The 21,001-nt window shown below is 67.1% G+C and carries 15 protein-coding genes; 7 read left to right on the forward strand and 8 right to left on the reverse strand.

Translation table 11 applies throughout. The features are described 5' to 3' along the window. Positions 1–40: 40 nt before the first annotated feature. The 4 genes from U9J39_RS19015 to U9J39_RS19030 all read right to left on the reverse strand — a co-directional run bounded on the left by U9J39_RS19015 (position 41) and on the right by U9J39_RS19030 (position 8,559). Positions 41–1,489 (reverse strand): efflux transporter outer membrane subunit, encoded by a 1,449-nt coding sequence (locus U9J39_RS19015; protein ID WP_326347768.1) that lies wholly within the window; start codon positions 1,487–1,489, stop codon positions 41–43. Then, the gene (locus U9J39_RS19020; protein WP_116313158.1) at positions 1,486–4,674 is read right to left on the reverse strand and encodes an efflux RND transporter permease subunit; all 3,189 of its coding nucleotides are present in this window, start codon (positions 4,672–4,674) and stop codon (positions 1,486–1,488) included. Before U9J39_RS19020 ends, U9J39_RS19015 begins: the two co-directional genes overlap by 4 nt. Then, on the reverse strand, positions 4,671–5,894 hold the full coding sequence (locus tag U9J39_RS19025; RefSeq protein ID WP_326347769.1) for an efflux RND transporter periplasmic adaptor subunit: 1,224 nt from the start codon (positions 5,892–5,894) through the stop codon (positions 4,671–4,673). The genes U9J39_RS19020 and U9J39_RS19025 overlap by 4 nt, the downstream gene beginning before the upstream one ends. Before the next feature lie 250 nt (positions 5,895–6,144). Continuing rightward, complete coding sequence (locus U9J39_RS19030) at positions 6,145–8,559, reverse strand: carbohydrate-binding family V/XII (RefSeq protein WP_326347770.1); 2,415 nt, start codon at positions 8,557–8,559, stop codon at positions 6,145–6,147. 270 nt (positions 8,560–8,829) lie between these two features. On the opposite strand from U9J39_RS19030, the gene U9J39_RS19035 reads away from it, so the two are divergent. After that, entirely contained in the window at positions 8,830–9,975 is a 1,146-nt protein-coding gene (locus U9J39_RS19035; RefSeq protein ID WP_326347771.1) for a metallophosphoesterase, read from the forward strand. A 34-nt stretch (positions 9,976–10,009) separates the two neighbouring features. Here U9J39_RS19035 and U9J39_RS19040 read toward each other — a convergent pair whose 3' ends face one another. Further along, positions 10,010–10,924: a phosphoribosyltransferase gene (locus tag U9J39_RS19040; protein ID WP_326347772.1), complete on the reverse strand. Its 915-nt coding sequence runs from the start codon at positions 10,922–10,924 to the stop codon at positions 10,010–10,012. A gap of 134 nt (positions 10,925–11,058) precedes the next feature. Next, positions 11,059–12,726, reverse strand: a complete 1,668-nt coding sequence (gene ettA / locus U9J39_RS19045) for an energy-dependent translational throttle protein EttA (RefSeq protein WP_018005229.1) — start codon at positions 12,724–12,726, stop codon at positions 11,059–11,061. Positions 12,727–12,875: 149 nt separating this feature from the next. On the opposite strand from ettA, the gene U9J39_RS19050 reads away from it, so the two are divergent. Together U9J39_RS19050 and U9J39_RS19055 are read left to right on the forward strand one after the other, a co-directional pair. After that, the gene (locus U9J39_RS19050; RefSeq protein WP_010812270.1) at positions 12,876–13,100 is read left to right on the forward strand and encodes a hypothetical protein; all 225 of its coding nucleotides are present in this window, start codon (positions 12,876–12,878) and stop codon (positions 13,098–13,100) included. Positions 13,101–13,149: 49 nt separating this feature from the next. Next, entirely contained in the window at positions 13,150–13,683 is a 534-nt protein-coding gene (locus U9J39_RS19055; protein ID WP_326347828.1) for a M48 family metallopeptidase, read from the forward strand. Here U9J39_RS19055 and U9J39_RS19060 read toward each other — a convergent pair. Beyond that, positions 13,665–14,549, reverse strand: coding sequence for an endo alpha-1,4 polygalactosaminidase (locus U9J39_RS19060; protein WP_115711030.1), 885 nt, complete (start codon positions 14,547–14,549; stop codon positions 13,665–13,667). The two genes, U9J39_RS19055 and U9J39_RS19060, sit on opposite strands and share 19 nt — an antisense overlap. A 417-nt stretch (positions 14,550–14,966) precedes the next feature. Between U9J39_RS19060 and U9J39_RS19065 the strand changes: the two genes are divergently transcribed. From U9J39_RS19065 to U9J39_RS19080, 4 genes are all read left to right on the forward strand, one after another. After that, the gene (locus tag U9J39_RS19065) at positions 14,967–15,869 is read left to right on the forward strand and encodes an amidohydrolase family protein (protein WP_115711032.1); all 903 of its coding nucleotides are present in this window, start codon (positions 14,967–14,969) and stop codon (positions 15,867–15,869) included. A 43-nt stretch (positions 15,870–15,912) separates the two neighbouring features. After that, positions 15,913–16,827, forward strand: coding sequence for an amidohydrolase family protein (locus tag U9J39_RS19070; protein WP_326347775.1), 915 nt, complete (start codon positions 15,913–15,915; stop codon positions 16,825–16,827). 102 nt (positions 16,828–16,929) lie between these two features. Next, positions 16,930–18,372 carry a UbiD family decarboxylase gene (locus U9J39_RS19075; protein WP_115711034.1) on the forward strand — a complete coding sequence of 481 codons (1,443 nt, stop codon included), beginning with the start codon at positions 16,930–16,932 and terminating at the stop codon, positions 18,370–18,372. A 237-nt stretch (positions 18,373–18,609) separates the two neighbouring features. Next, positions 18,610–20,001: a nucleobase:cation symporter-2 family protein gene (locus U9J39_RS19080; protein ID WP_115711035.1), complete on the forward strand. Its 1,392-nt coding sequence runs from the start codon at positions 18,610–18,612 to the stop codon at positions 19,999–20,001. A gap of 16 nt (positions 20,002–20,017) precedes the next feature. Here the strand turns inward: U9J39_RS19080 and U9J39_RS19085 are convergent, their stop codons facing one another. Then, the gene (locus tag U9J39_RS19085) at positions 20,018–20,923 is read right to left on the reverse strand and encodes a LysR family transcriptional regulator (RefSeq protein WP_115711037.1); all 906 of its coding nucleotides are present in this window, start codon (positions 20,921–20,923) and stop codon (positions 20,018–20,020) included. Positions 20,924–21,001: the final 78 nt, after the last annotated feature.

A 21,001-nucleotide genomic window follows, 5' to 3' on the forward strand; every position in this document is an offset into this window, starting at 1 on the left:
GGCGGCAGCGGTGCGCAAACCCTCGCAACTCCGTGCGTTGCTACCGCGCCAGCACCTTCGCATCCCCCTGCATTCCCGCCTCGCGCACAGCCTGCGGCACCGACGGCCAGCCGCCGCCCAGCGACTTGTACAGCGCCGCGGTGCTGGTCAGCGTGTCCACCTGGCCCTGGATCACCGCCAGTTGTGCGTTGAACAGCTTCTCGCGGGCATTGGTCACCTCGAGGTAGCTCGAATAGCCGCCCTCATAGCGCGCGAAGGCCTGGTCCGCATAGATCGTCAGGCTCTTTTCCTGCTCGCGCAGGCTGCCAAGGCGGGTGCGCGTCTCGGTGCCGCTGGCCAGCGCGGAGTTGACGTCGGCCAGTGCCTCCAGCACCGTGCGCTGATAGGCCAGCAGGGCCTGGTCGCGCTGCGCCGAGGCCGTCTGCACCTGCCCGCGGATGGCGCCGCCCTGGAACACCGGCTGGGCCAGGCCGGCGCCGAACCCCCACACCTGCGAAGCGCTGTGCCACAGCGCTCCCGGCGTGCTGGCGATGGCTCCGAACAAGCCGCTCAGGTTGACCGCCGGCAGGTACAGTGCCTGCGCCGCGCCAAGTTGCGCGTTTGCCGCGATGGCCGACTGCTCGGCCTGCAGCACGTCCGGACGCCGCGACAGCAGCGTGGCGGGCATGTCGGCGCCGATGGACGGCGCCTGCAAGGCTGTCACAGCCTTGCCGCGCTCGATCGGCCCGGGCTCGCGCCCGAGCAGCACGGATAGCGCGTTTTCGGTCTGCGCAATGGCGGTGCGCAACGGCGGGATGGTGGCCTCGGCCACGTAGAAATCATTCTCCGCCTGCGCCAGCTCCATCTGGGAAATGACGCCGCCCTCGTACCGCTGCCTGAAAATGTCCAGCCCGTCGCCGCGCGAAGCCAGCGTCTGCTTTGCGACTTCGAGTTGCGCATCGAGCCCCCGCAAGGTCGCATAGCCCTGGACCACCGACGCCGCCAGCGACAGCACCACCCCGCGGCGGGCATATTCCGCGTTCCACAGGCTGGCCTCGGCCGCCTCGGCCTGGCGGCGGATGCGGCCCCACAGGTCCAGTTCCCAGCTTGCGTTGGCCAGCAGCTGGTAGGTGTTGCGCGGGCTGTCGAGGCCGGCGAAGGGCGTGCCGTTGAACGTGCCGAGGCGCTGGCGCGCGGCCGACGCCGACAGGTTCAGCTGCGGAAAGAAGCCCGAGCGCGCCACCATCAGCTGGCCGCGGAATTCGTCGATGCGCGCGGCCGCAATGCGCACGTCAAAGTTGCTGGCAAGGGCCTCGTCCACCAGGGCGGTGAGCACGGGATCGTCGAACTGGTTCCACCAGTCGCTGTCGGCGGCAACCGCCAGCGGGCCGGTGTCGATGCGGTACTGGGCCACATCCGGCGTCGCCGGCCGCTGGTAATCAGGGCCGATGGCGCAGCCGCCCAGCGCTGCCGCCGCGCAGGCGCCGAGCATCCACGCACGCGCGCTCATGATGGTTCTCCGGCCGATGGCCTGGCCTGGGGCGGGCCGTCGCCCGAGGTCGGCGCCGCACCGCCCGCCGCCTTTTCCCTGGGCTTGCGCTCGGCCAGCACCTCCAGCCCCCAGAAGAACATCGGGATAAAGAACAGCGCAATCACCGTGGCCCCGAGCATGCCGCCGATCACGCCCGTGCCCAGCGATTGCCGGCTCGCCGCCGAGGCGCCGCTGGCGATGGCGAGCGGCACGCAGCCCAGGATGAAGGCCAGCGAGGTCATGATGATCGGCCGCAGGCGCAGCTTGGCGGCGTGAATGGCCGCGTCATAGGCGCTGAGGCCCTCCTTCTGCCGCATTTCCACGGCGAACTCGAAGATCAGGATGGCGTTCTTGGCCGCCAGCGCGATCAGCACGGTCAGGCCGATCTGGAAATAGACATCGTTGAGCATGCCGCGCATCAGGATGGCCAGCAAGGCGCCAAACAGGGCGAACGGCACGGCCAGCAGCACGCCGAGCGGCAACGACCATTTCTCGTACTGCGCCGCCAGGATCAGGAACACCATCAGCAAGGCAAAGGCGAAGACATAGACCGCCGTGGATCCAGCGGTCTTTTCTTCAAAGGCCTGCCCGCTCCAGGAATAGGCGTAGCCGATGCCGAGCACCTCCTGCGCGGTTTCCTCCATGGCCGCGATGGCCTGCCCCGAGCTGTAGCCCGGCGCGGCGTCGCCCATGATCTTGGCCGCGGGGAAGTTGTTGAAGCGCGTGACGATGTCGGCGCCAGGGACGTACTTGGTGGTGGTCACCGCCTTGATCGGCACCATCTCGCCCTTGTGGTTGCGCACATAGACATTGTCCAGGTCCTCGGGACGCGAGCGGTACTTCGGCTCGGCCTGCAGGATCACCTGGAACAGCCGGCTGTTCTTCGGGAACTGGCTCACGTAGAGCGAACCGAACATGGTCTGCAGCGCGGAGTACACCGCCTCGACCGGCACCCCCTGCGTTTCAGAGCGCTCCCGGTCCACCTCCACCATGAACTGGCGCGAGCGCGAATTGATGGTGGAATTGACGCCCGTCAGCTCCGGCCGCTGGCGCGCCCTGGCAATAAACTGGTGCACCTTCTCCTCGAGCTGCTGGTAGGTGCCGTCCGCCGTGCTCTGCAGCCAGAACTCGAAGCCGCCCGTGGTACCCAGACCCGGGATCGAAGGCGGGTTGATGGGAATGACCGCGCCGTCCTGGTATGTGGAGAACTCTTTCTTGGCCTTGAGGATCAGGTCCTCGGCGCTCTCGCCCTCGCCGCGCTCGTGGAAGCCCTTGAGCGTGACGAACAGCGTGCCGGCATTGGCCTTGTTCTGGGAATCGATCAGGCTGTAGCCATCCACCGTTGCCACCGAGGACACGCCGGGCTGCCGGGCCAGCCATGTTTCCGCGCGCGACGACAGGTTGCCGGTGCGGTCCAGGCTGGCGGCATCCGGCATCACCACGGCCCCGAACAGGTAGCCCTGGTCCTCCACCGGCAGGAACGATCCCGGAATGCGCATGAACATCAGCACGCTGACGGCGACCATCGCGAGGATGATCGCAATCGACATCGCGGTACGCTTGATGACCACCTGCAGCGATCGGTCATAGCCGGCCACCAGCCGGTCAAAGGAATTGTTGAACCAGGTGAAGAAGCGGTTCTTCTTGTGTTCGCCGGGCTTGAGCAGGATGGCCGCCAGCGCCGGCGACAGCGTCAGCGCGACCACGCCCGACAGCACCACCGACACCGCGATGGTGATGGCGAACTGCTTGTAGAGCTGGCCGGTAATGCCAGACAGGAAGGCCACGGGAATGAACACGGCCAGCAGCACCAGCACGATGGCGACCACCGGGCCGCTGACTTCGTCCATGGCCTTCTTGGCAGCCTCCTTGGGTGGCAGCTTGAACTCGACCATGTTGCGCTCGACGTTCTCGATCACCACGATGGCATCGTCCACGACGATGCCGATCGCTAACACCATGCCGAACAAAGTGAGCATGTTCACCGAGAAGCCGAATGCGCTCATGCCGACAAAGGCGCCGATAATCGACACCGGCACCGCAAGGATCGGTACCAGGGTGGCGCGAAAACTCTGCAGGAACAGGTAGACCACCAGGATCACCAGGATCACGGCGTCGCGCAGCGTATGCACCACCTCGTCGATCGACTCCTGCACGAAGGTGGTGGTGTCCAGCGCGATGTCGTATTCCAGCCCGGGCGGGAAACTCTTCTTCAGTTCCGCCAGCGTGGCGCGCACCTGCTTGGAAACATCCAGCGCGTTGGCGCCCGGCTGCTGGTAGACCGCCATCAGCGTGGCCGTCTTGCCCTTGTAGCGGCTGCGCAGCGAGTAATCCTTGGAGCCAAGTTCGGCGTGCCCGATGTCCTTGAGGCGCACCAGCGCGACGTCGCCGGACTGCGCGCGCAGGATCATGTTGTCGAACTCGGCCGGCTCCGTCATGCGGCCCTTGGTGGCAATCGGAAAGGTCAGCTGGACCGCGCCGTCGGTGGGCGACTGGCCGATGCGGCCGGCCGAGAACTGCTGGTTCTGGTTGGCCACCGCGTTCTTCACATCCTCGGTGGTGATGCCCAGCGACGCCATGCGGTCCGGCTTCAGCCAGATGCGCATGGCGTAGTCCGGGCTGCCGAAGATGGAGGACTGGTTGGCGCCCGGAATGCGCTTGAGCGCGTCCAGCACGTAGATGTTGGCGTAGTTACCGACGAAAGTCTGGTCATAGCTGGCGTCCGGCGAATAGATGGCGATCACCATCATGAACGCCGACGAACGCTTCTGCACCGATACGCCCTGCGAGGTCACGGCCTCCGGCAGCGTGGGCAGCGCCAGGTTGACGCGGTTCTGCACGTCGACCTGGGCCAGTTCCGGATCGGTGCCGATCTCGAAGTACGTGGTCAGCGTCAGGTCACCCGTCGATGAACTGGTCGAGTTCATGTACATCATCCGGTCCGCGCCGTTGACCTGCTGCTCGATCGGCGCGGCGACGTTCTGCGCCACCACTTCCGCGCTGGCGCCCGGGTACCTGGTGGTGACGGTGATCGACGGCGGCGTGATGTCCGGGAACTGGGCGATCGGCAGCTTGGTCAGCGCCACCAGCCCGCCCACGGTGATGACAATGGAGACGACCGACGCAAAGATCGGCCGGTCAATAAAAAAATGGGCAAGCTTCATGGCTTGCCTCCCGCCGTGGCGACGCCGGACGCCGGCGTCGGCGCCGGTGCGGGTGCGGCCGCCACGCCGCTGGCCGCGGCGGGCGCGGCAGCTGGCCCGGCCTGCACCGCCTTGACAGGCGCCCCTGGCGCCAGCCGCAGCGTGCCGCTCACCGCGACCCGTTCACCCGGTTTCAGCCCGGATCGCACCACCCAGTTGTCGCCGGTCCACTCGCCCACGTCCACCACCCGCTGCTGCGCCTTGTTGTCAGGACCGATCACCCAGACCGCCTGGCCGCGCTGGGTCTGCACGATCGCGTCCTGGGGCACGGCGATGGCCTTGGCGCGCTTGGCGCCATGCACCTTCACGCGCACGAACTGGCCGGGCCGCAGGACGCCTTCCGGGTTGGACACCTCGGCGCGGACCAGGTAGGTGCCGGTATCCGCGCTGAACGACGCGTCGGCAAAGGCGATGCGCCCGTGGTTGGGGAATGACTTGCCGTCCGCCAGCACGATCACGACATCGAACGCATCCTGCTCCGGGAACTTGATGGCGCCCGATTCGCGCTCGGTGCGCATCTTCAGGACTTCGTTCTCGGACAGGCTGAAATTGACCCACATCGGATCCAGCTTGGCCACATAGGTAAGCAGGCTGTTGGTGGCGTCGATATAGGAGCCGGCCTGCCGCTTGGCAAAGCTGGACAGCCCCGCCACCGGCGACTTGATCGTCGTATAGCTCAGGTTGAGCCTCGCACTGATCACGTTGGCACGTGCCCCTTCCACGGCGGCGGCCGCGGCCTGGGCCTTGCCGGTGGCGTCATCGAGGTCGCGCTGGCTGAGGGCGTTGCGCTCGGCCAGCGGGCGCACGCGCTTGAGGTCGGCCTGGGCCGTCACCAGGCGCGCCTGCTGCTGCGCCAGCTCTGCCTCAGCGGCCTGCAGGGTCGCCTCGAACGGCTTGCGATCCATCAGAAACAGGGTCTCGCCGGCCTTGACCAGTGCGCCTTCGGTATAGACGCGCTTGTCCAGGAAGCCATTCACCCGGGCCCGGATTTCCACCTGCTGCGAGCTCTGCGTCTGCCCGACAAAGTCGAACACGATCGGCACATCGCGCAGCGCCACTGTCATGACTCCGACCTCGGCTGCGGGCGGCGCGGCCGGCGCGGCTTTCTCCTTGCCGCATCCGGCCAGTGCCAGGACAGGAAGCAGCCATAGCGCGCCGCGCCAGTTGAACACGCTTTTCACAGGACCCCCCAACCAGAAATTTGTTGCGTTGCCGTAGCGCGGCCGAAGCGACCGGCGTTGCAGTTGCCCGGCCCACCGGGTGCACCTTTGCCCACCCCTTTCCTCCGGCAGAGTAAGGCCGGGCCCAGTCAGCGCCAATTCAATCTTTCTTGCGCACGTATTAAGTCCTTTCGAGCCGCGTCACGCGCGCGCCATCCCTTTGTTCTGCGCCCGCCGTGCCGTGTCCGGACAACTATCGCCGCCGCGGCGATCAGCGCCGGAACCCGCCATGAAAGCCACCACCGCGCAAACCCCGGCCGCCGAATCCGCCCCCCATGCCGCCACCCATGCCGCCGCGCCCTTGCCACTGCTGCGCGGCTGCGCTGAAGCGCCGCTGCCCCAGCTCGCGCGCCTGGCGCTGCTGGTCCAGCCGGCCGGTGACATCGTTGCCGGGCTGTACCGGCTCCCAGCCGCCGGGGGTGTGCTTTTGCCAGCCGTTGTCGGTGTGCTGGTACACGGAGCCGTCGTGGCCGGCATATACGTTGCCGTTGTTCCACACCACCGCGTTGTTCTTGTCCGGGTTGGCGACGAAGCCGCGGCTGCCGGCTGTGTGCTGGCCGGTCTGCGTATTGCCGGCAATGCCCGCCTCGGCGGCGCCGACGCGGCCGGTCTGGGCGTTGTAGCCCGCCGCCTGCCGCCCCGCCGCATAGTCGCCGGTGTAGGTGTTGCCGGCCACGCCGCCGCGCGCCGCGCCTTCGCGCCCGGTCGACGGGTTGGCGAAGGCGCCCTGGCGGCCGGCCGCATAGTTGCCGGAATAGGGATTGAACGCGGCGCCGCGGCTGCCCTGGTAGCGCGCGCCGGTGGCGGGGTTGTAGCCGGCGCCCGCGGTGCCGCGCCATTCGGTGCCGGTCCAGGCGTTCCAGCCCTGCGCGTGCGTCACCGTACCCTGGCCCCAGCGGCCGTAGAAGTTGGCCTGGTTCACGTTGACGTAGTTCCAGTTGTACGGGCCGCCCCACCAGTATGGGCCCCAGTACGGCGAGGCCGCGCCCCAGAACGCGCCCGCGGTGAAGCCGAAGGCAAAGCCCTCGGCCAGGCCGATGCCGAAGCCGGCGCCGTAGCCATAGGTAACCGGATAGCCGTAGTAGACCGCGCCCACGTAGGGGGGATAGACATAGCCCGTGCCGTAGACCACGGTGCCGTCGGCACTCACCACCACCCCCATGTAGCCGGGCGTGTAGCCCACCACCACGGTCTGCGGCGTGACGGCATAGATACGCACGTAGGTGACGTAGTACACCGGCGAGGTCGGCGGGATGGTATAGATCGCCGACGGCACCTCGGTGGCCACCTGCCACGGGCCGGCGGGCGCCGGCGCCGTGAACCAGACGCCGTTGGCCACCGCGTAGTAGTGGCTGCCATCGACCTCGATCACCGGCGTGCCGGTATTGACTGCGTAGCTGAGCGAAGTGCCGGTGATCGGCACGAAACGCGGCGCGCCGTCATACGCCACCGTCAGGCTGGCCTTGCTGCGCGACACCGTGGCGGTCTGCGGGATGGTGGCGGCGATCTCGGCCTCGCGCGCCTGCGGCGTGCCGGGCACGGAGACCAGCACATTGGCCTTGGGATCGGTGGGCGGGATGCGGGCAAAGTCGGGCGGCAGCCGGCTGCCCGGCACGTACTGCCACGGCCCGGTCAGCATCGGCGCGCGGAACCAGCGCCCCGAGACCAGCACGTAATACTGGTTGGCGGCCGGATCGACGAAGACCGCGTGGTCGGCGTTGGCCATGGTCAGCAGGCTGACGCCGCTGACCGGCGCCATCTGCGGCGCGCCGCTGGTCACCACCAGCTCGGTCGGCTGGGTGGCAAAGAGGATGGCCGGGGCGCGAGCGGGGCGCTTGCCGTCGGCGGGCAGCATCGTGTCGGGCTTCATGCTGGCGGCCGCCTTGCCGGCCGCGCTCTCCAGCGCCTTGGGCACGGTCGTCATCACTTCCCAGGCGCCGCCGGCGGATTCCGAGCGATACCAGTAGCCGGCCACCTTCAGCCATAGCTCGCCGTCAGCCGCGCGCAGCAGCAGCGCGCGGCTGTTCAGCGCGCGCTCGTACGAGGTTCCCGGCACGGTACGCCAGGCGGGCTCGCCATCGACCAGCACCAGCAGCGTCGGCGTGGTGGCGAACAGGATCTGCGGCGCGTCATTGCGCACCGCGACGCGGCCGGCTTTCGCGATTTGCTGCGACACCGCGTAGCTGGCCTGCAGCTGGTCCAGCGGCACCGTCAGCCCGTTGGCCGGCAGACGCGACACCAGCGACTGGCGCACGCGGTCGGCGGCGTCGGGCTGCGTGGGCACTTCGACGCTGTCGACCGTGATGCGGCTCAGCTGCACCAGCCCGGAGGGCTTGTCGATATCGCCGGTGGCCGAGAAATGGACCACGCCGTAGGCCGGCGAGCCCGTCTTGTCGCCCACCGCCACCGCGGCGCGTCCGGACAGGCGGTTGCCGTCCCAGGTCTCGATCTGGGGCTGGTACAGCTCGACATGGTCGGGGGCCGCATCAAAGTTGCGCGGCCAGGTCAGGGGTGCCGTGGCCACCGCCGACGACTTGGCCGGCGTGGCGGCCTGCGCGGCGAGCGGGGCCAGCGCCAGCCAGGCCGCCGCAACCAGCGCGCTGGTCTGGTTTATCCGAAACGACATGGGGTTTCTCCGGGAGGGCGCCGCCTGCCGGCTGCCGGCACGCGCGGGCAGGATGCTGCACAACAGGCGGCCCATTGCGCGAATCTAGAGTAGCCTGCCAGCGCGAACAATCCGATTTGAAAACATTCAGGATCCGCCAGAAAAAAGACAGATCAGCGGCGGGCGTCGGCCCAGCGGGTGCGCATCTTGCATCGCCTGCGCCCTCCGCCGCGGCCCTTGAAGCGGTCCGTCGCGGCCTCATCTCTTAGCACTCCACCCCGGCCCACGCCCATGCCTCCACGCACCACCATCCTCACCGCTGCGTTCGTCACGGCCCTGCTGCACGGCTATATCGGGCTGCGCCTGCTGCCGGCGATGCCGGTACCGATGGCGGTCAAGGCGCTGGCGGTAGCCTGGCTGGCCCTATCCTGCGCACTGCTGCCGGCCGGACTGCTGGCGCGGCGCGTCAGCCAGCCCTGGTCGGACCTGGTGTCCTGGATCGGCATGCTCGCCATGGGATTCTTCTCATCGCTGCTGGTGCTGACGCTGGTACGCGACGTGGCCCTCGCCGCCGCCTGGCTGGCGGGGCAACTGCTGGGGTGGCGCGCGCCCGGCCTGGCCGCCGGCAGCGCCGTGGCAGTGCCGCTGCTGGCATTGCTGGTCACGCTGGCCGGTTATGTCAATGCGCGCCGCCTGGCGCGCGTGGTCGAGGTCGACGTGCCGGTGCAGGGCCTGCCCGATGCGCTGCACGGCTTCACCATCGCCCAGATCAGCGACATCCATGTCGGCCCCACGATCAAGCGGCCCTACCTGGACCGCATCGTCGACCGCGTCAACAGCCTGCAAGCGGACGCCGTCGCCATCACGGGCGACCTGGTCGACGGCACCGTGCGCGAACTGTCGGCCCACACCGCGCCGCTGGCCCGGCTGCAGGCGCGTCATGGCACCTACTTCGTCACCGGCAACCACGAGTACTATTCCGGCGCACAGCCGTGGATCGACGAGCTGCGCCGCCTGGGCGTGCGCGTGCTGATGAACGAGCACGTGGTGCTGCACCATGACGGCGACGCGCTGGTGCTGGGCGGCGTGACCGACTACTCCGCCGGCCGCTTCCACGAAAGCCACCGCAGCGACCCGCAGCGCGCCATCGCCGGCGCCCCCGCCGATGCCGGCGTACGCGTGCTGCTGGCCCACCAGCCACGCACCGCGCCCGCGGCGGCGCAAGCGGGTTTCGACCTGCAGCTGTCGGGACATACCCACGGCGGCCAGTTCTGGCCGTGGAACCTGTTCGTGCCGATGCAGCAGCCCTACACCGCGGGCCTGGTGCGGCATGGCTCGCTGTGGATCTATATCAGCCGTGGTACTGGATATTGGGGCCCGCCGAAGCGGTTCGGGGCGCCGTCGGAGATTACGCGGGTGAGGTTGGTGCGGGGCTAGGCCATTGCTGCTTCACGCAACCCAATGTCCTTGCTCACTTGTGAAGACGAGGCTTTGGTTTAAGTCGCGAAATCCACTTGCGGACCTTATGGCGCTGTTGTCTGCCGTCGCGATGTCGGTCTATTTGTTCTTGCGGCTCAACGAGGAAAATGCCTTTTGACCCAAGTCTGTGAGTCGTCTCTTCCCTTGCCTTAGCGAGGCGACCTCGGATTTCGTCAACCGAGCGGAAACCGATGAGGTACCCCGCTTCATCAGCGGTGAGGGCGTGGGTGGCAATGCCGAAGATCTCCCGGATTTCATTACCGTACCTCCTTTCCAGTTCCAGAATCGTCCTGCTGGGCGCAACCAGTCTACCAGAGCGGCCGGCGTTCACCAGTACGACTGCGCCAACCACCTCGGCGCGGCGGCCTCGGATGTAGTTGGCCAATTCCGCAAGGGTGCCTCCCATTGTCGTAACGTCGTCTACCAGCACATAGTGCCCGCCGGGTTCTACATATCCGGTGAATTCAGCCCGCGAGTTCATCCGTTCCATAGGATCCGCGCCTGTGTGAAAGACCCGGGTTATCTGCACGATCGACTTGTCGATCATCCCGCCGAGTTCACTGTGCAGATACACGGCCAACATATGCGGAATGGCATTGTCACCCGTTGCCTCTCGTGCGTGAGGTGCCACAAAGATGCGTGGACGGGGAGAACATCTGACTCGCAGCTCAGCGAGCAAGGACGGCGCAAGGTCTGCCACCAGCTGAACCGCGGCCTTGCCGTTGCCCGCCTTGGCAGCCTTATAGCTCGGATGAGCCTTTAGCTCGCGATCGGTACGGTAGAGAAAATGTACCGTCTCAACCGATTTTGGAAAGGCATGCTCGCGAACGCTCGGAGACGGCAGCGCAGGCTTGTGCCGCCGCCAGAATCGTTGACTTTTGCGAGCTGGACGCTTTGACTTTCGCATCCACCAAACCTATCCGGCATCACACTAATGCCAAAGGTCTGGCGACGTGTTTCAGAATTTTCGACAGCGCATACAGCCAGCACCATAAAAAACCAGGCCCACAGGCCTGGCTCTCTTGCTTGTTCGGCAGTGCCTCACCGCACAATCGGCTTGTACCGGATCCGCTTCGGCTTGGCCCCTTCTTCACCCAGCCGCTTCTTCTTGTCCGCCTCGTACTCCTGGTAGTTGCCGGGGAAGAACTCCACATGCGAGTCGCCCTCGAACGCCAGGATGTGCGTGGCGATCCGGTCCAGGAACCAGCGGTCGTGCGAGATCACCATCACGCAGCCGGCGAACTCCAGCAGCGCGTCTTCCAGCGCGCGCAGCGTTTCCACGTCGAGGTCGTTGGACGGTTCGTCCAGCAGCAGCACGTTGCCGCCGGCGATCAGCGTCTTGGCCATGTGCAGGCGGCCGCGTTCGCCGCCCGACAGCGTGCCGACCTGCTTCTGCTGGTCGCCGCCCTTGAAGTTGAAGCGGCCGATATAGGCGCGCGACGGGGTTTCGTAGCGGCCCACGGTCAGCACGTCGGCGCCGCCCGAGATCTCCTCGAACACGGTCTTGGTGCCGTCCAGCGCGTCGCGGCTCTGGTCGACAAAGGCCATCTTCACGGTCGGCCCGATCTTGATCTCGCCGCTGTCCGGCTGTTCCTTGCCCGTGAGCATCTTGAAGAAGGTCGACTTGCCGGCGCCGTTCGGGCCGATGATGCCGACGATGGCGCCCGGCGGCACCTTGAAGCTCAGGTTCTCGATCAGCATGCGGTCGCCGAAGCCCTTGCTGACGTTGTCGAACTCGATCACTTCGTTGCCCAGGCGCTCGCCCACCGGGATGAAGATTTCCTGGGTTTCGTTGCGCTTCTGGTATTCCTGGCTGTTCAGTTCATCGAAGCGGGCCAGGCGCGCCTTGGACTTGGCCTGGCGGCCCTTGGGGTTCTGGCGCACCCACTCCAGTTCCTTGTGCAGCGCCTTCTGGCGCGCCGATTCGCTGGCCTCTTCCTGCTTCAGGCGCGCTTCCTTCTGGTCCAGCCACGAGCTGTAGTTGCCCTTCCAGGGGATGCCGTGGCCGCGGTCGAGTTCCAGGATCCACTCGGCGGCGTTGTCGAGGAAGTAGCGGTCATGGGTCACGGCCACCACGGTGCCGGGGAAGCGCGTCAGGAACTGCTCCAGCCAGTCCACCGACTCGGCATCCAGGTGGTTGGTCGGCTCGTCGAGCAGCAGCATGTCGGGGCGCGACAGCAGCAGGCGGCACAGCGCCACGCGGCGCTTTTCACCGCCGGAAAGATGTTCGATCTTTGCATCCCACGGCGGCAGGCGCAGCGCGTCGGCAGCGATTTCCAGCTGCAGTTCGACGTTGTTACCGTCGCTGGCGGCGAGGATGGCTTCGTACTTGGCCTGGTCGGCGGCGAGCGCGTCGAAGTCGGCGTCCGGCTCGGCATACGCGGCGTAGATTTCATCGAGCTTCTTGCGCGCCTCGAACACGCCGCCCAGCGCTTCCTCGACTGACTCGCGCACGGTCTGCTCGGGGTTGAGTTGCGGCTCCTGCGGCAGGTAGCCGATGTTCAGGTTCGGCATCGGCGTGGCCTCGCCCTCGATTTCCTTGTCGAGGCCGGCCATGATCTTGAGCAGCGTGGACTTGCCCGAGCCGTTCAGGCCGAGCACGCCGATCTTGGCGCCCGGGAAGAACGACAGCGAGATGTCCTTCAGGATGTGACGCTTGGGCGGAACGATCTTGCCCACGCGGTTCATGGTGAAAACGTACTGTGCCATGGGTGCGTGTTGGTGATGGTGCTGGAGTAGGTGCGGGAATGGCGGAGTGTATCAGGCACGCCGCTGCGCGCAGCCCGGGCCCGGCCAGCTTTGGCCTGCGCCGGTACAATCACAGGTTCGTCTTTCCGCTGATTTTTCAAGCCATCGCCATGAGCAAACCCGCCCTGACCCTGAAGTTCAAGTGCAAGAAGTGCACCAAACCCGTCACGCTGTACCTGCAGAAGACGTCGGCGTGCTCGCACATCACCCCGTACCAGGGTTTCTGCAAGTGCGGCGAAATGATGCGCCACGCCACCGGCGACAAGGACGCGGTCGAGTCCTTCGTCAATTCGCTGGACAACAGCTGGATGCACCACCATCACCACCACCACTGAGCCGGCCACCGTGGTGAACCAGACCTGGCGTCCCGCCGGCAAGGACCCGATGCGCTTCCTGGGCGGCTATCCGCCCGGCGTGCTGGAGCAGGTGCGCGAGGTGGTCGCCGCCGGCCGGCTCGGGGACCATCTGGCCCGCCGCTACCCGGGGCGCCACACCGTGCAGACCGACCGCGCGCTGTACGAATACACCACCGACCTCAAGCAGGAATACCTGCGCAGCGCGCCGCCGCTGCACAAGGTGGGATTCGATGCGCGCCTGGATTCCGCCCAGCGCGCGCTCGGCCTGCATACCGCGATCTCGCGCGTGCAGGGCGGCAAGCTCAAGGCCAAGAAAGAAATCCGCGTGGCTTCGCTGTTCAAGGAGGCACCGCCGGAGTTCCTGCGCATGATCGTCGTGCACGAGCTTGCCCACCTGAAGGAAAGCGAGCACGACAAGGCCTTCTACCGGCTCTGCGAATACATGGAGCCGCGCTACCACCAGCTCGAGTTCGATACGCGGCTCTACCTGGCGTGGCGGGAGCTGGAACGCGCCGCCCCCGCCGCCAGCATCGACCCGCCCCCTCAGGCGTCGCAGGCGTAGCGGAACGACCCGTTCAGCGTCCTGGGCAGCACCAGCGTGCGCAGGTTGGCCGCCTGGGCCTTGGCGCACAGCCCGGCGCGCGTGGCGGCGTCCCGGTACTTGGTGGCGTATTCGATCTGGAATACCGGCTTGCCCTGCCCCGTGAACGCGGTATAGGCACCGCACTCGCGGTACTGGAAGCACTGTTCGTTGATGGCGAAGTCAAAGCTCGCGGCCAGCTCGGCCACCTGTCCCACGTCGTTCTTCAAGCCCACCGCCAGCCCGCGCGCATGCGCCTGCGCCGCCAGGAAGCGGTTGTAGTCGAGCTGGGTCTCGGCCGTCAGCGGCAGGCCGGGGCTGTTGGTATAGCCATCGACATTGTCCGGATCGACCGCATCGCAGCCTTTGCTGACCGCCAGGTCCATGCGCGCCTGCATGATGCGACGCACGTTGGCCGAGCGCGTATCCAGCCAGCGCTCGCCGGCCCAGCCCGACAGCGGGGCGCCCTGGTCCGCCTCGGTGAACTGGTTGAAGTCGGGACGCCAGTCCTCGGAACTGCCCGCCGAGAAGTAGCAGATCACGCGCCGGCCCTGCGCCTTGAGCGCGTCGATGGTGGCCTGCGGCGTATCGAACAGGTCGAAGTCATAGGCGGTCACCGCATAGCTGGTATTGAGCCTGCCGGTCAGCTGGATCTGCCAGGTGTCGGTAAGCGCCGGGGCCCAGCGCGTGGTGGCGCTGGTGGTAGTTTCGGCGATGGACCGCGTCGTGGCCGCGGCCGTGGGCGACACCATCTCGGTCTGTCCGCCGTCGCCACCGCAGCCCCCCAGTGCCAGGCTCAGCGCAACCGACAGCATCGCCGCGGCCTTCTTCGCATCGTTGCCGTGCATATTCTTCCCCCTTCCCTGTGATGAACCCCGTTCGAAGCGAGCGGCCCTGTTGTCGATATGCCGCGGCGGCCGGGCCTGCCGCTGCGGTCCCCACAATGTAGCGGATTCAGGGCCTGGTCCGGAATGCAGGCCGGCCCCACTGTTCGTGCGGCGCAACACATGATGCGCTTGACCCATGCCGAGGCGCTATGTATAAAGAGCGCGTGGGTAGAAGCGGTCGATTGGACAGCAGCGGTGCAATGCCGCGACGTCCAACTGGAGATTGCTCACTGACGGAGTGTTTCGTCGGTGGCGCAGTGGTCCAGACGCTCCCCTGACAAAGACTCCCGATCGCAGCATGCAAGGCCGGCCCCGCGGCGTTGTTCGCGCGCGCCCGCCGCATGCGTGTCCAACCTAGTCATTGTTAGGGGATCTCCCATGATCATCGACACCAGCTGTTATCCGACGAACCTGGTGGACCTGGCCTGGCGCCACGACGGCGACCCGTTCACCGGCGAGCGCCTGATCCAGATGATGGACGGCCCATTCACCATCAACGGCAAGCCGCGCCGCATCGACAAGGCCTTTATCCAGCCGCCGCAGGGCAACACCATCTACACCTACACCGACGGCGTGAAATCGGGCAGCGAATCGATCGACGCGTACATGGCCTATACCGTCGAGATGGTGAAGAAGTATCCCGACCGCTTTATCGGCTGCTTCGTCTACAACCCGCGCTGCGGCGTGCAGAACGGCGTCAACGCGATCGAGCACTACGTGAAGAAGCTGGGCTTCAAGATGGTCCAGTTCCAGGCCAACATGCACGCCTACCGCCCCGACCGCGCGCTCGACTGGCTGCGCCCGGCGCTGCAGAAATGCGCCGAGCTGGGCGTGCTGGTCAAGCTGCATACCGGCGACGGCCCCTACAGCATCCCCACCGAATGGGTGCCGATGATGAAGGAATTCCCGACGGTGAACTTCATCATGGCCCACTTCGGCGTGCAGACCGGCGGCGTGTACTGCTTCGAGCCGTTCCAGATGGCGATGGACATGCCCAACGTCTACTGCGAATCGGGCTGGTGCCTGCAGTCGCGCATCGTCGAGTTCGCCAAGGTGCTGCCCAAGCACAAGATACTGTTCGGTTCCGACACCCCGCCCAACGAGCCCGGCATGTGGCTGCGCCTGCTGGAAGTGCTGTGCTTCGAGCCGCCCCAGGGCCTGAACCTGGATGAAGACACGCTCGAGGACTACCTCGGCAACAACGTCGCCCGGATGATCGGCCTGGCGCCGACGCCGGTGCCGCGCACGCTGGAAGAAGCGAAAGCGCGCCTGGCCGCCTGAGCGCAATGCCCGCGCCAATGACAACGGACTCCGGAGCACCCACATGATTATCGACACCCATCTGCACCCGACCAACCTGGTCGACGAAGCCTGGCGCCACACCGGCGAGCCTTTCAACGGCGAGCGCATGCTCAAGATGATGGACGGCCCCTACATGATCAACGGCAAGCCGCGCCGCATCGACATGGGCTTTATCCAGCCGCCGCCGGGCAACACCGGCTACCGCGACGGCAACCGCCGCGGCCGCGAAGGCATCCGCGACTACATGGCGTATATCGCCGAGCTGTGCCAGAAGTACCCTGACCGCTTTATCGGCAACTTCACCTTCAACCCGCGCTGGGGCCCGGAGGAAGGCGCGCTGGAGCTGGAATTCCACGTCAAGGAGTACGGCTTCAAGATGCTGAAGCTGCATGCCAACATGCACGGCTACCGTCCCGACCGCGCGCTCGACTGGCTGCGCCCGGCGATGAAGGTCTGCGCCAAGTACAACGTGGTGGTGCTGATCCACACCGGCGACGGCCCGTACACGATCCCGACCATGTTCTATCCGATCATCCGCGAATTCCCGATGGTCAATTTCATCATCGGGCATTTCGGCATCCAGACCGGCGGCAACTATTCGTTCGAGGCGTTCTGGATGGCGATGGACACGCCCAACGTGTATTGCGAATCGGGCTGGTGCTTCCAGTCGCGCATCGTCGAGTTCGCGCGCCAGCTGCCGCGCGACAAGATCGTGTTCGGCACCGACACGCCGCCCAACGAGCCCGGCATGTGGCTGCGCGAGCTGGAAATGCTGTGCGGCCCCGCGCCGCAGGGCATGGACCTGGACGAGGACGGGCTCGAGAACTACATGGGCAACAACATCGCCCGGCTGGTCGGCATCGAGCCGACCGCGCCGCCCAGGACGCAGCAAGAGGCCCTGGCGCGGCTGAAGGATACCTACGCCAGCACCCGGTAGTCGCTAGCTGTTCGGCAGGCAGGCACGGCACGGCGGCCGGGACCATTCCCGGCCGCCGGGGCAGCCTTCGCCCTGGCCCACCCTGACCCCAGGAGCCGATCCATGAACTCACCCTCAGCGCCCTTCGCCACCGCGACGCCGGCGCGCCAGCCTTTCCACGATACCTCGCAGGACTTCCACCAGTTCCTGGCCGCCTACCGCGAGGCCTTTCCCGACGACGTGCTGCATATCCGCGCGCCGGTCGGCGCCGACCAGGACCCCACCGCGCTGGTGTGGGCACTGGCCGCGCAGGGCCGCCATCCGGCCCTGCTGTTCGACCATGTCGAAGGCCTGGGCACGTCGCTGGCCACCAACCTGTTTGCCTCGCGCGAGCGCGTCGGGCGCATGCTTGGCGGCGTGCCGCCCGCCGGCATCCATGCCGAATACCAGGCCCGCAGCCGCCGCATGGTGGCGCCGCGCGTGCTGGACAGCGGCGCCGTCACCGGCCACGTCGAGACGCAACACATCGACCTGCGCACGATTCCGGCGATCCGGCATTTCGCCACCGACCGCGGCCCCTATATCACCAACGCCATCCTGATCGCGGAAGATCCCGACAGCGGCATCGGCAACGCCAGCTACCACCGCTCGATGCTGCATTCGCCCACCGAGATCGCCACCAGCCTGCATTCGCGCGGCCACCTGTGGCGCATGCAGCAGCGCGCGGCCGAACTGGGCCGCCCGTTGCCGGTGGCGATGGTGATCGGGGCGCATCCGCTGTTCATGCTGGCCGGCGCCGCGCGGCTGCCGTTCGGCGTGGACGAGCGCCATGTGGCCGGCGGCCTGTTCGGCGCGCCGCTGGAAGTGGTACGCACGCCGCGTCACGGCATCCTGGTGCCGGCGCATGCCGAGATCGTGCTGGAAGGCGTGATCGATCCCGAGGCCCGCGTCGACGAAGGCCCGTTCGGCGAGTTCACCGGCTACTCGTCGGACCGCTCGACCAACAACCTGCTGCGCGTGCAGAGCGTGATGCGGCGCACGGACGCGTGGCTGGTCGACGTGGTCGGCGGCAATTCGGCCGAGCACCTGAACCTGGGCCGGATCCCGCGCGAGTCCGAGATGGTGGAGAAGCTGCGCGAGCGCTTTCCCGGCGTCACCGCGGTGCACTACCCCAGCTCCGGCACGCATTTCCACGCCTACGTGGCGCTGCGCCAGAGCCGCCCCGGCGAGGCCCGCCAGGTGATGCTGGGCCTGCTCGGCTGGGACCCGTACCTGAAGACGGTGGTGGCGGTGGACGAGGACGTCGACATCACCCGCGACGAGGAAGTGCTGTGGGCCATGGCCACGCACCTGCAGCCGCACCTGGACGTGGTGGTGGTGGACGGCCTGCCCGGCAGCGCGCTCGATCCGTCCGCCTCCGGCGTCGGCACCACTTCACGCATGGGGCTGGATGCGACGCGCGGGCCGGGCTTCGACGGCATCCGCGCGCGCATCGATCCTGCCGCGATGGCGCGCGCGGCCGCGCTGCTGGCGCGGCTGGAGCGTGCGGCATCGCACGTGCCGTGAGGCGCGGCTCAGGGATAACCCGTTGAAAACGGCGGATTCATCGTTTCACCCGATCGATAAATCCGCCGCGAACGTTGTACCTTCCCTGCGCCGCTGTCATGCTGGATTGACAAGACAGGACAGGCGCGGGCTTCGCACGAGAGGATGGCAGCACCATCCCGCAAGAGGAAGCGCCGGCACCTTGGCGACACGTTAGCGCAATGCGCAACCGGCGTGATACCGACCAAAGGAGACAGCATGAACCCCACCCTGCCTACGCAAGGGAATGCCGCCGTGCATCCCGTCGACGAGGTCCTGCCCCCGCCGCGCCTGCTGGCCCTGGGCCTGCAGCATGTGCTGGTGATGTATGCCGGCGCCATCGCCGTGCCGATGATCATCGGCGGCGCCCTCAAGCTGCCCAAGGACCAGGTCGCCTTCCTGATCGCCGCCGACCTGTTCTGCTGCGGCCTGGTGACGATGATCCAGAGCATCGGCATCTGGAAGGTCGGCATCCGCCTGCCGGTGATGATGGGCGTCACCTTCACCGCGATCGCGCCGATCATCGCCACCGGCTCCAATCCGTCGCTGGGGCTGCCGGCGGTGTTCGGCGCGGTGATGGTGGCGGGCGTCTTCACTTACTTTGCCGCGCCTTATGTCGGCAAGATGGTGCGCTGGTTCCCGCCGGTGGTGACCGGCACCGTGGTGCTGGTGATCGGGATCTCGCTGATGCGGGTGGGGATCAACTGGGCGGCGGGCGGCAATCCCACCCTCAATACCGCGGCAGGCCCGGTGCCCAATCCCAATTTCGGCCTGCCGGTGAACATTGCCATCGCCACCGCGGTGCTGTGCACGGTGCTGGCGCTGGTGGCGTTCGCGCGCGGCTTCCTGTGCAATGTGGCGGTGCTGATCGGCATTGCGGTGGGCTTCGGCATCGCGCTGGCGCTGGGCAAGGTCAGCTTTGACGGCCTGCGCGGCGCGCACTGGGTCGAGTTCATCACGCCCTTCCACTTCGGCTGGCCGACCTTCGACGCCATGACCTCGGTCACGCTGTGCGTGGTCATGATCGTGATCATGATCGAAGGCGTGGGGCAGTTCCTGGCGCTGGGCGAGATCGTCGGGCGCCCGGTCGACTCCGAAGACCTGGCGCGCGGCCTGCGTGCCGACGGTGTCGGCGCGCTGGTGGGGGCGGTGTTCAACACCTTCACCTACACCTCCTACGCGCAGAACGTGGGGCTGGTGCAGGTCACCGGCGTGCGCAGCCGCTGGGTCTGCGCCACCGCCGGCGGCATCCTGATCGTGCTGGGCTGCCTGCCCAAGCTGGCCTTCTTCGCGGCCTCGATCCCGCAATACGTGCTGGGCGGCGCGGCGCTGGTGATGTTCGGCATGGTGGCGGCCACGGGCATACGCATCCTCGGCCATGTCGACTTTGTCGACAACAAGAAGAACGCCTACATCGTCGCCGTCAGCGTGGCGCTGGGCATGATCCCGCTGGTGTCCGACAAGTTCTTCGCGCAGATGCCGGAGCTGCTGGCCAAGTTCTGCCAGAACGGCATCCTGCTGGGCACGCTTGCCGCGGTGCTGCTGAACCTGCTGTTCAACGCGCGTTCGCCGGCCCCCCAGCCCCACGGCCTGGCCAAGGAACCGGCATGACGAAGTTGGCCGGCAGTCAGCTGGCCTCGGCCAGCCTGGCGCGGTAGCGCATCAGCAGGTCGCGGAAGGCCTGCGCCGGCGGCGACAGCGACCGGTCCGCGTGCCCCAGCAGCGAGATCTCGCGGTGGATCACCGGATCGGTCGGCATCACCGTGGCCAGCCCCAGCGCGCCGGTAAGACGCGTGACTGCCGCGCTCATCACGGCGATGCCCAGCCCGGCGTCGACCATGCCGACCATGGTCAGCGGCAGGAACACCTCGTGCACCCGCTGCAGCGTGATGCCGCGCGCGGCCAGCGCGGTATCGAGGCAGTCGCGGATCGGGTTGCCCTTGTGCGGCCCGATCACCGGCAGCCCGGCCACATCCTCCCAGCGCAGCGTCTTGCGCCGGCGCAGCGGATGGTGCGCGGGCATCACGATCACGAAGGCGTCGTCCAGCAGCCGGTGCGCGCTCAGGTCGGGCTGGCCCGCGGGAATGGTGCCGATGCCGAAGTCGACCTCGCCCGAACTGACCATCCTGGTCACTTCATGCTCGGACACATCGTGCAGCTCCACCTTCACGCCCGGATGGCTGACGCAGAACTCGCGGATCACGCGCGGCAGCATCAGCGCCGCCTGGATCGACGATGCCGCGATCGACACGCGCCCGCGTCCCAGCGTGCGCAGCTCGCTGGAGTTCTCGATCACGCTGTCGATATCGGCCACGGCCTTCTTCACCAGGGGCAGCAGTTCCGCGCCCGCCTGCGTGATATGCAGCTGGCGCGTGTGCCGGTCGAACAGCTTCAGGCCGAGGTTGGCCTCCAGCTCGTGGATCAGCGCGCTGACCGACGACTGCGACAGGTCCAGCTTTTCTGCCGCGCGGGTGAAGTGGCGCTCTTGCGCCACGGCGATGAACGCGCGCAGCTGGCGCAGCGACACGTTCATGTTGCTGAGGTTGGGCACGTTGTCTACCTCCGGAGGTTCGGGGTGCGCGCTTGCTGTGGCCTGGGTCCGGCTGGCGCG

This window comes from Cupriavidus sp. SS-3 (genome assembly GCF_035818815.1).
GTDB lineage: Bacteria > Pseudomonadota > Gammaproteobacteria > Burkholderiales > Burkholderiaceae > Cupriavidus > Cupriavidus taiwanensis_C.

What these genes read in the sequence shown, in the direction of transcription:
- U9J39_RS19020 (WP_116313158.1), bottom strand. Translation starts at nt 4,674, where the DNA reads ATGAAGCTTGCCCATTTTTTTATTGACCGGCCGATCTTTGCGTCGGTC.
- U9J39_RS19075 (WP_115711034.1), top strand. Translation starts at nt 16,930, where the DNA reads ATGAACTCACCCTCAGCGCCCTTCGCCACCGCGACGCCGGCGCGCCAG.
- U9J39_RS19085 (WP_115711037.1), bottom strand. Translation starts at nt 20,923, where the DNA reads ATGAACGTGTCGCTGCGCCAGCTGCGCGCGTTCATCGCCGTGGCGCAA.
- U9J39_RS19055 (WP_326347828.1), top strand. Translation starts at nt 13,150, where the DNA reads ATGCGCTTCCTGGGCGGCTATCCGCCCGGCGTGCTGGAGCAGGTGCGC.
- U9J39_RS19040 (WP_326347772.1), bottom strand. Translation starts at nt 10,924, where the DNA reads ATGCGAAAGTCAAAGCGTCCAGCTCGCAAAAGTCAACGATTCTGGCGG.
- ettA (WP_018005229.1), bottom strand. Translation starts at nt 12,726, where the DNA reads ATGGCACAGTACGTTTTCACCATGAACCGCGTGGGCAAGATCGTTCCG.
- U9J39_RS19080 (WP_115711035.1), top strand. Translation starts at nt 18,610, where the DNA reads ATGAACCCCACCCTGCCTACGCAAGGGAATGCCGCCGTGCATCCCGTC.
- U9J39_RS19070 (WP_326347775.1), top strand. Translation starts at nt 15,913, where the DNA reads ATGATTATCGACACCCATCTGCACCCGACCAACCTGGTCGACGAAGCC.
- U9J39_RS19065 (WP_115711032.1), top strand. Translation starts at nt 14,967, where the DNA reads ATGATCATCGACACCAGCTGTTATCCGACGAACCTGGTGGACCTGGCC.
- U9J39_RS19060 (WP_115711030.1), bottom strand. Translation starts at nt 14,549, where the DNA reads ATGCACGGCAACGATGCGAAGAAGGCCGCGGCGATGCTGTCGGTTGCG.
- U9J39_RS19030 (WP_326347770.1), bottom strand. Translation starts at nt 8,559, where the DNA reads ATGTCGTTTCGGATAAACCAGACCAGCGCGCTGGTTGCGGCGGCCTGG.
- U9J39_RS19015 (WP_326347768.1), bottom strand. Translation starts at nt 1,489, where the DNA reads ATGAGCGCGCGTGCGTGGATGCTCGGCGCCTGCGCGGCGGCAGCGCTG.
- U9J39_RS19050 (WP_010812270.1), top strand. Translation starts at nt 12,876, where the DNA reads ATGAGCAAACCCGCCCTGACCCTGAAGTTCAAGTGCAAGAAGTGCACC.
- U9J39_RS19035 (WP_326347771.1), top strand. Translation starts at nt 8,830, where the DNA reads ATGCCTCCACGCACCACCATCCTCACCGCTGCGTTCGTCACGGCCCTG.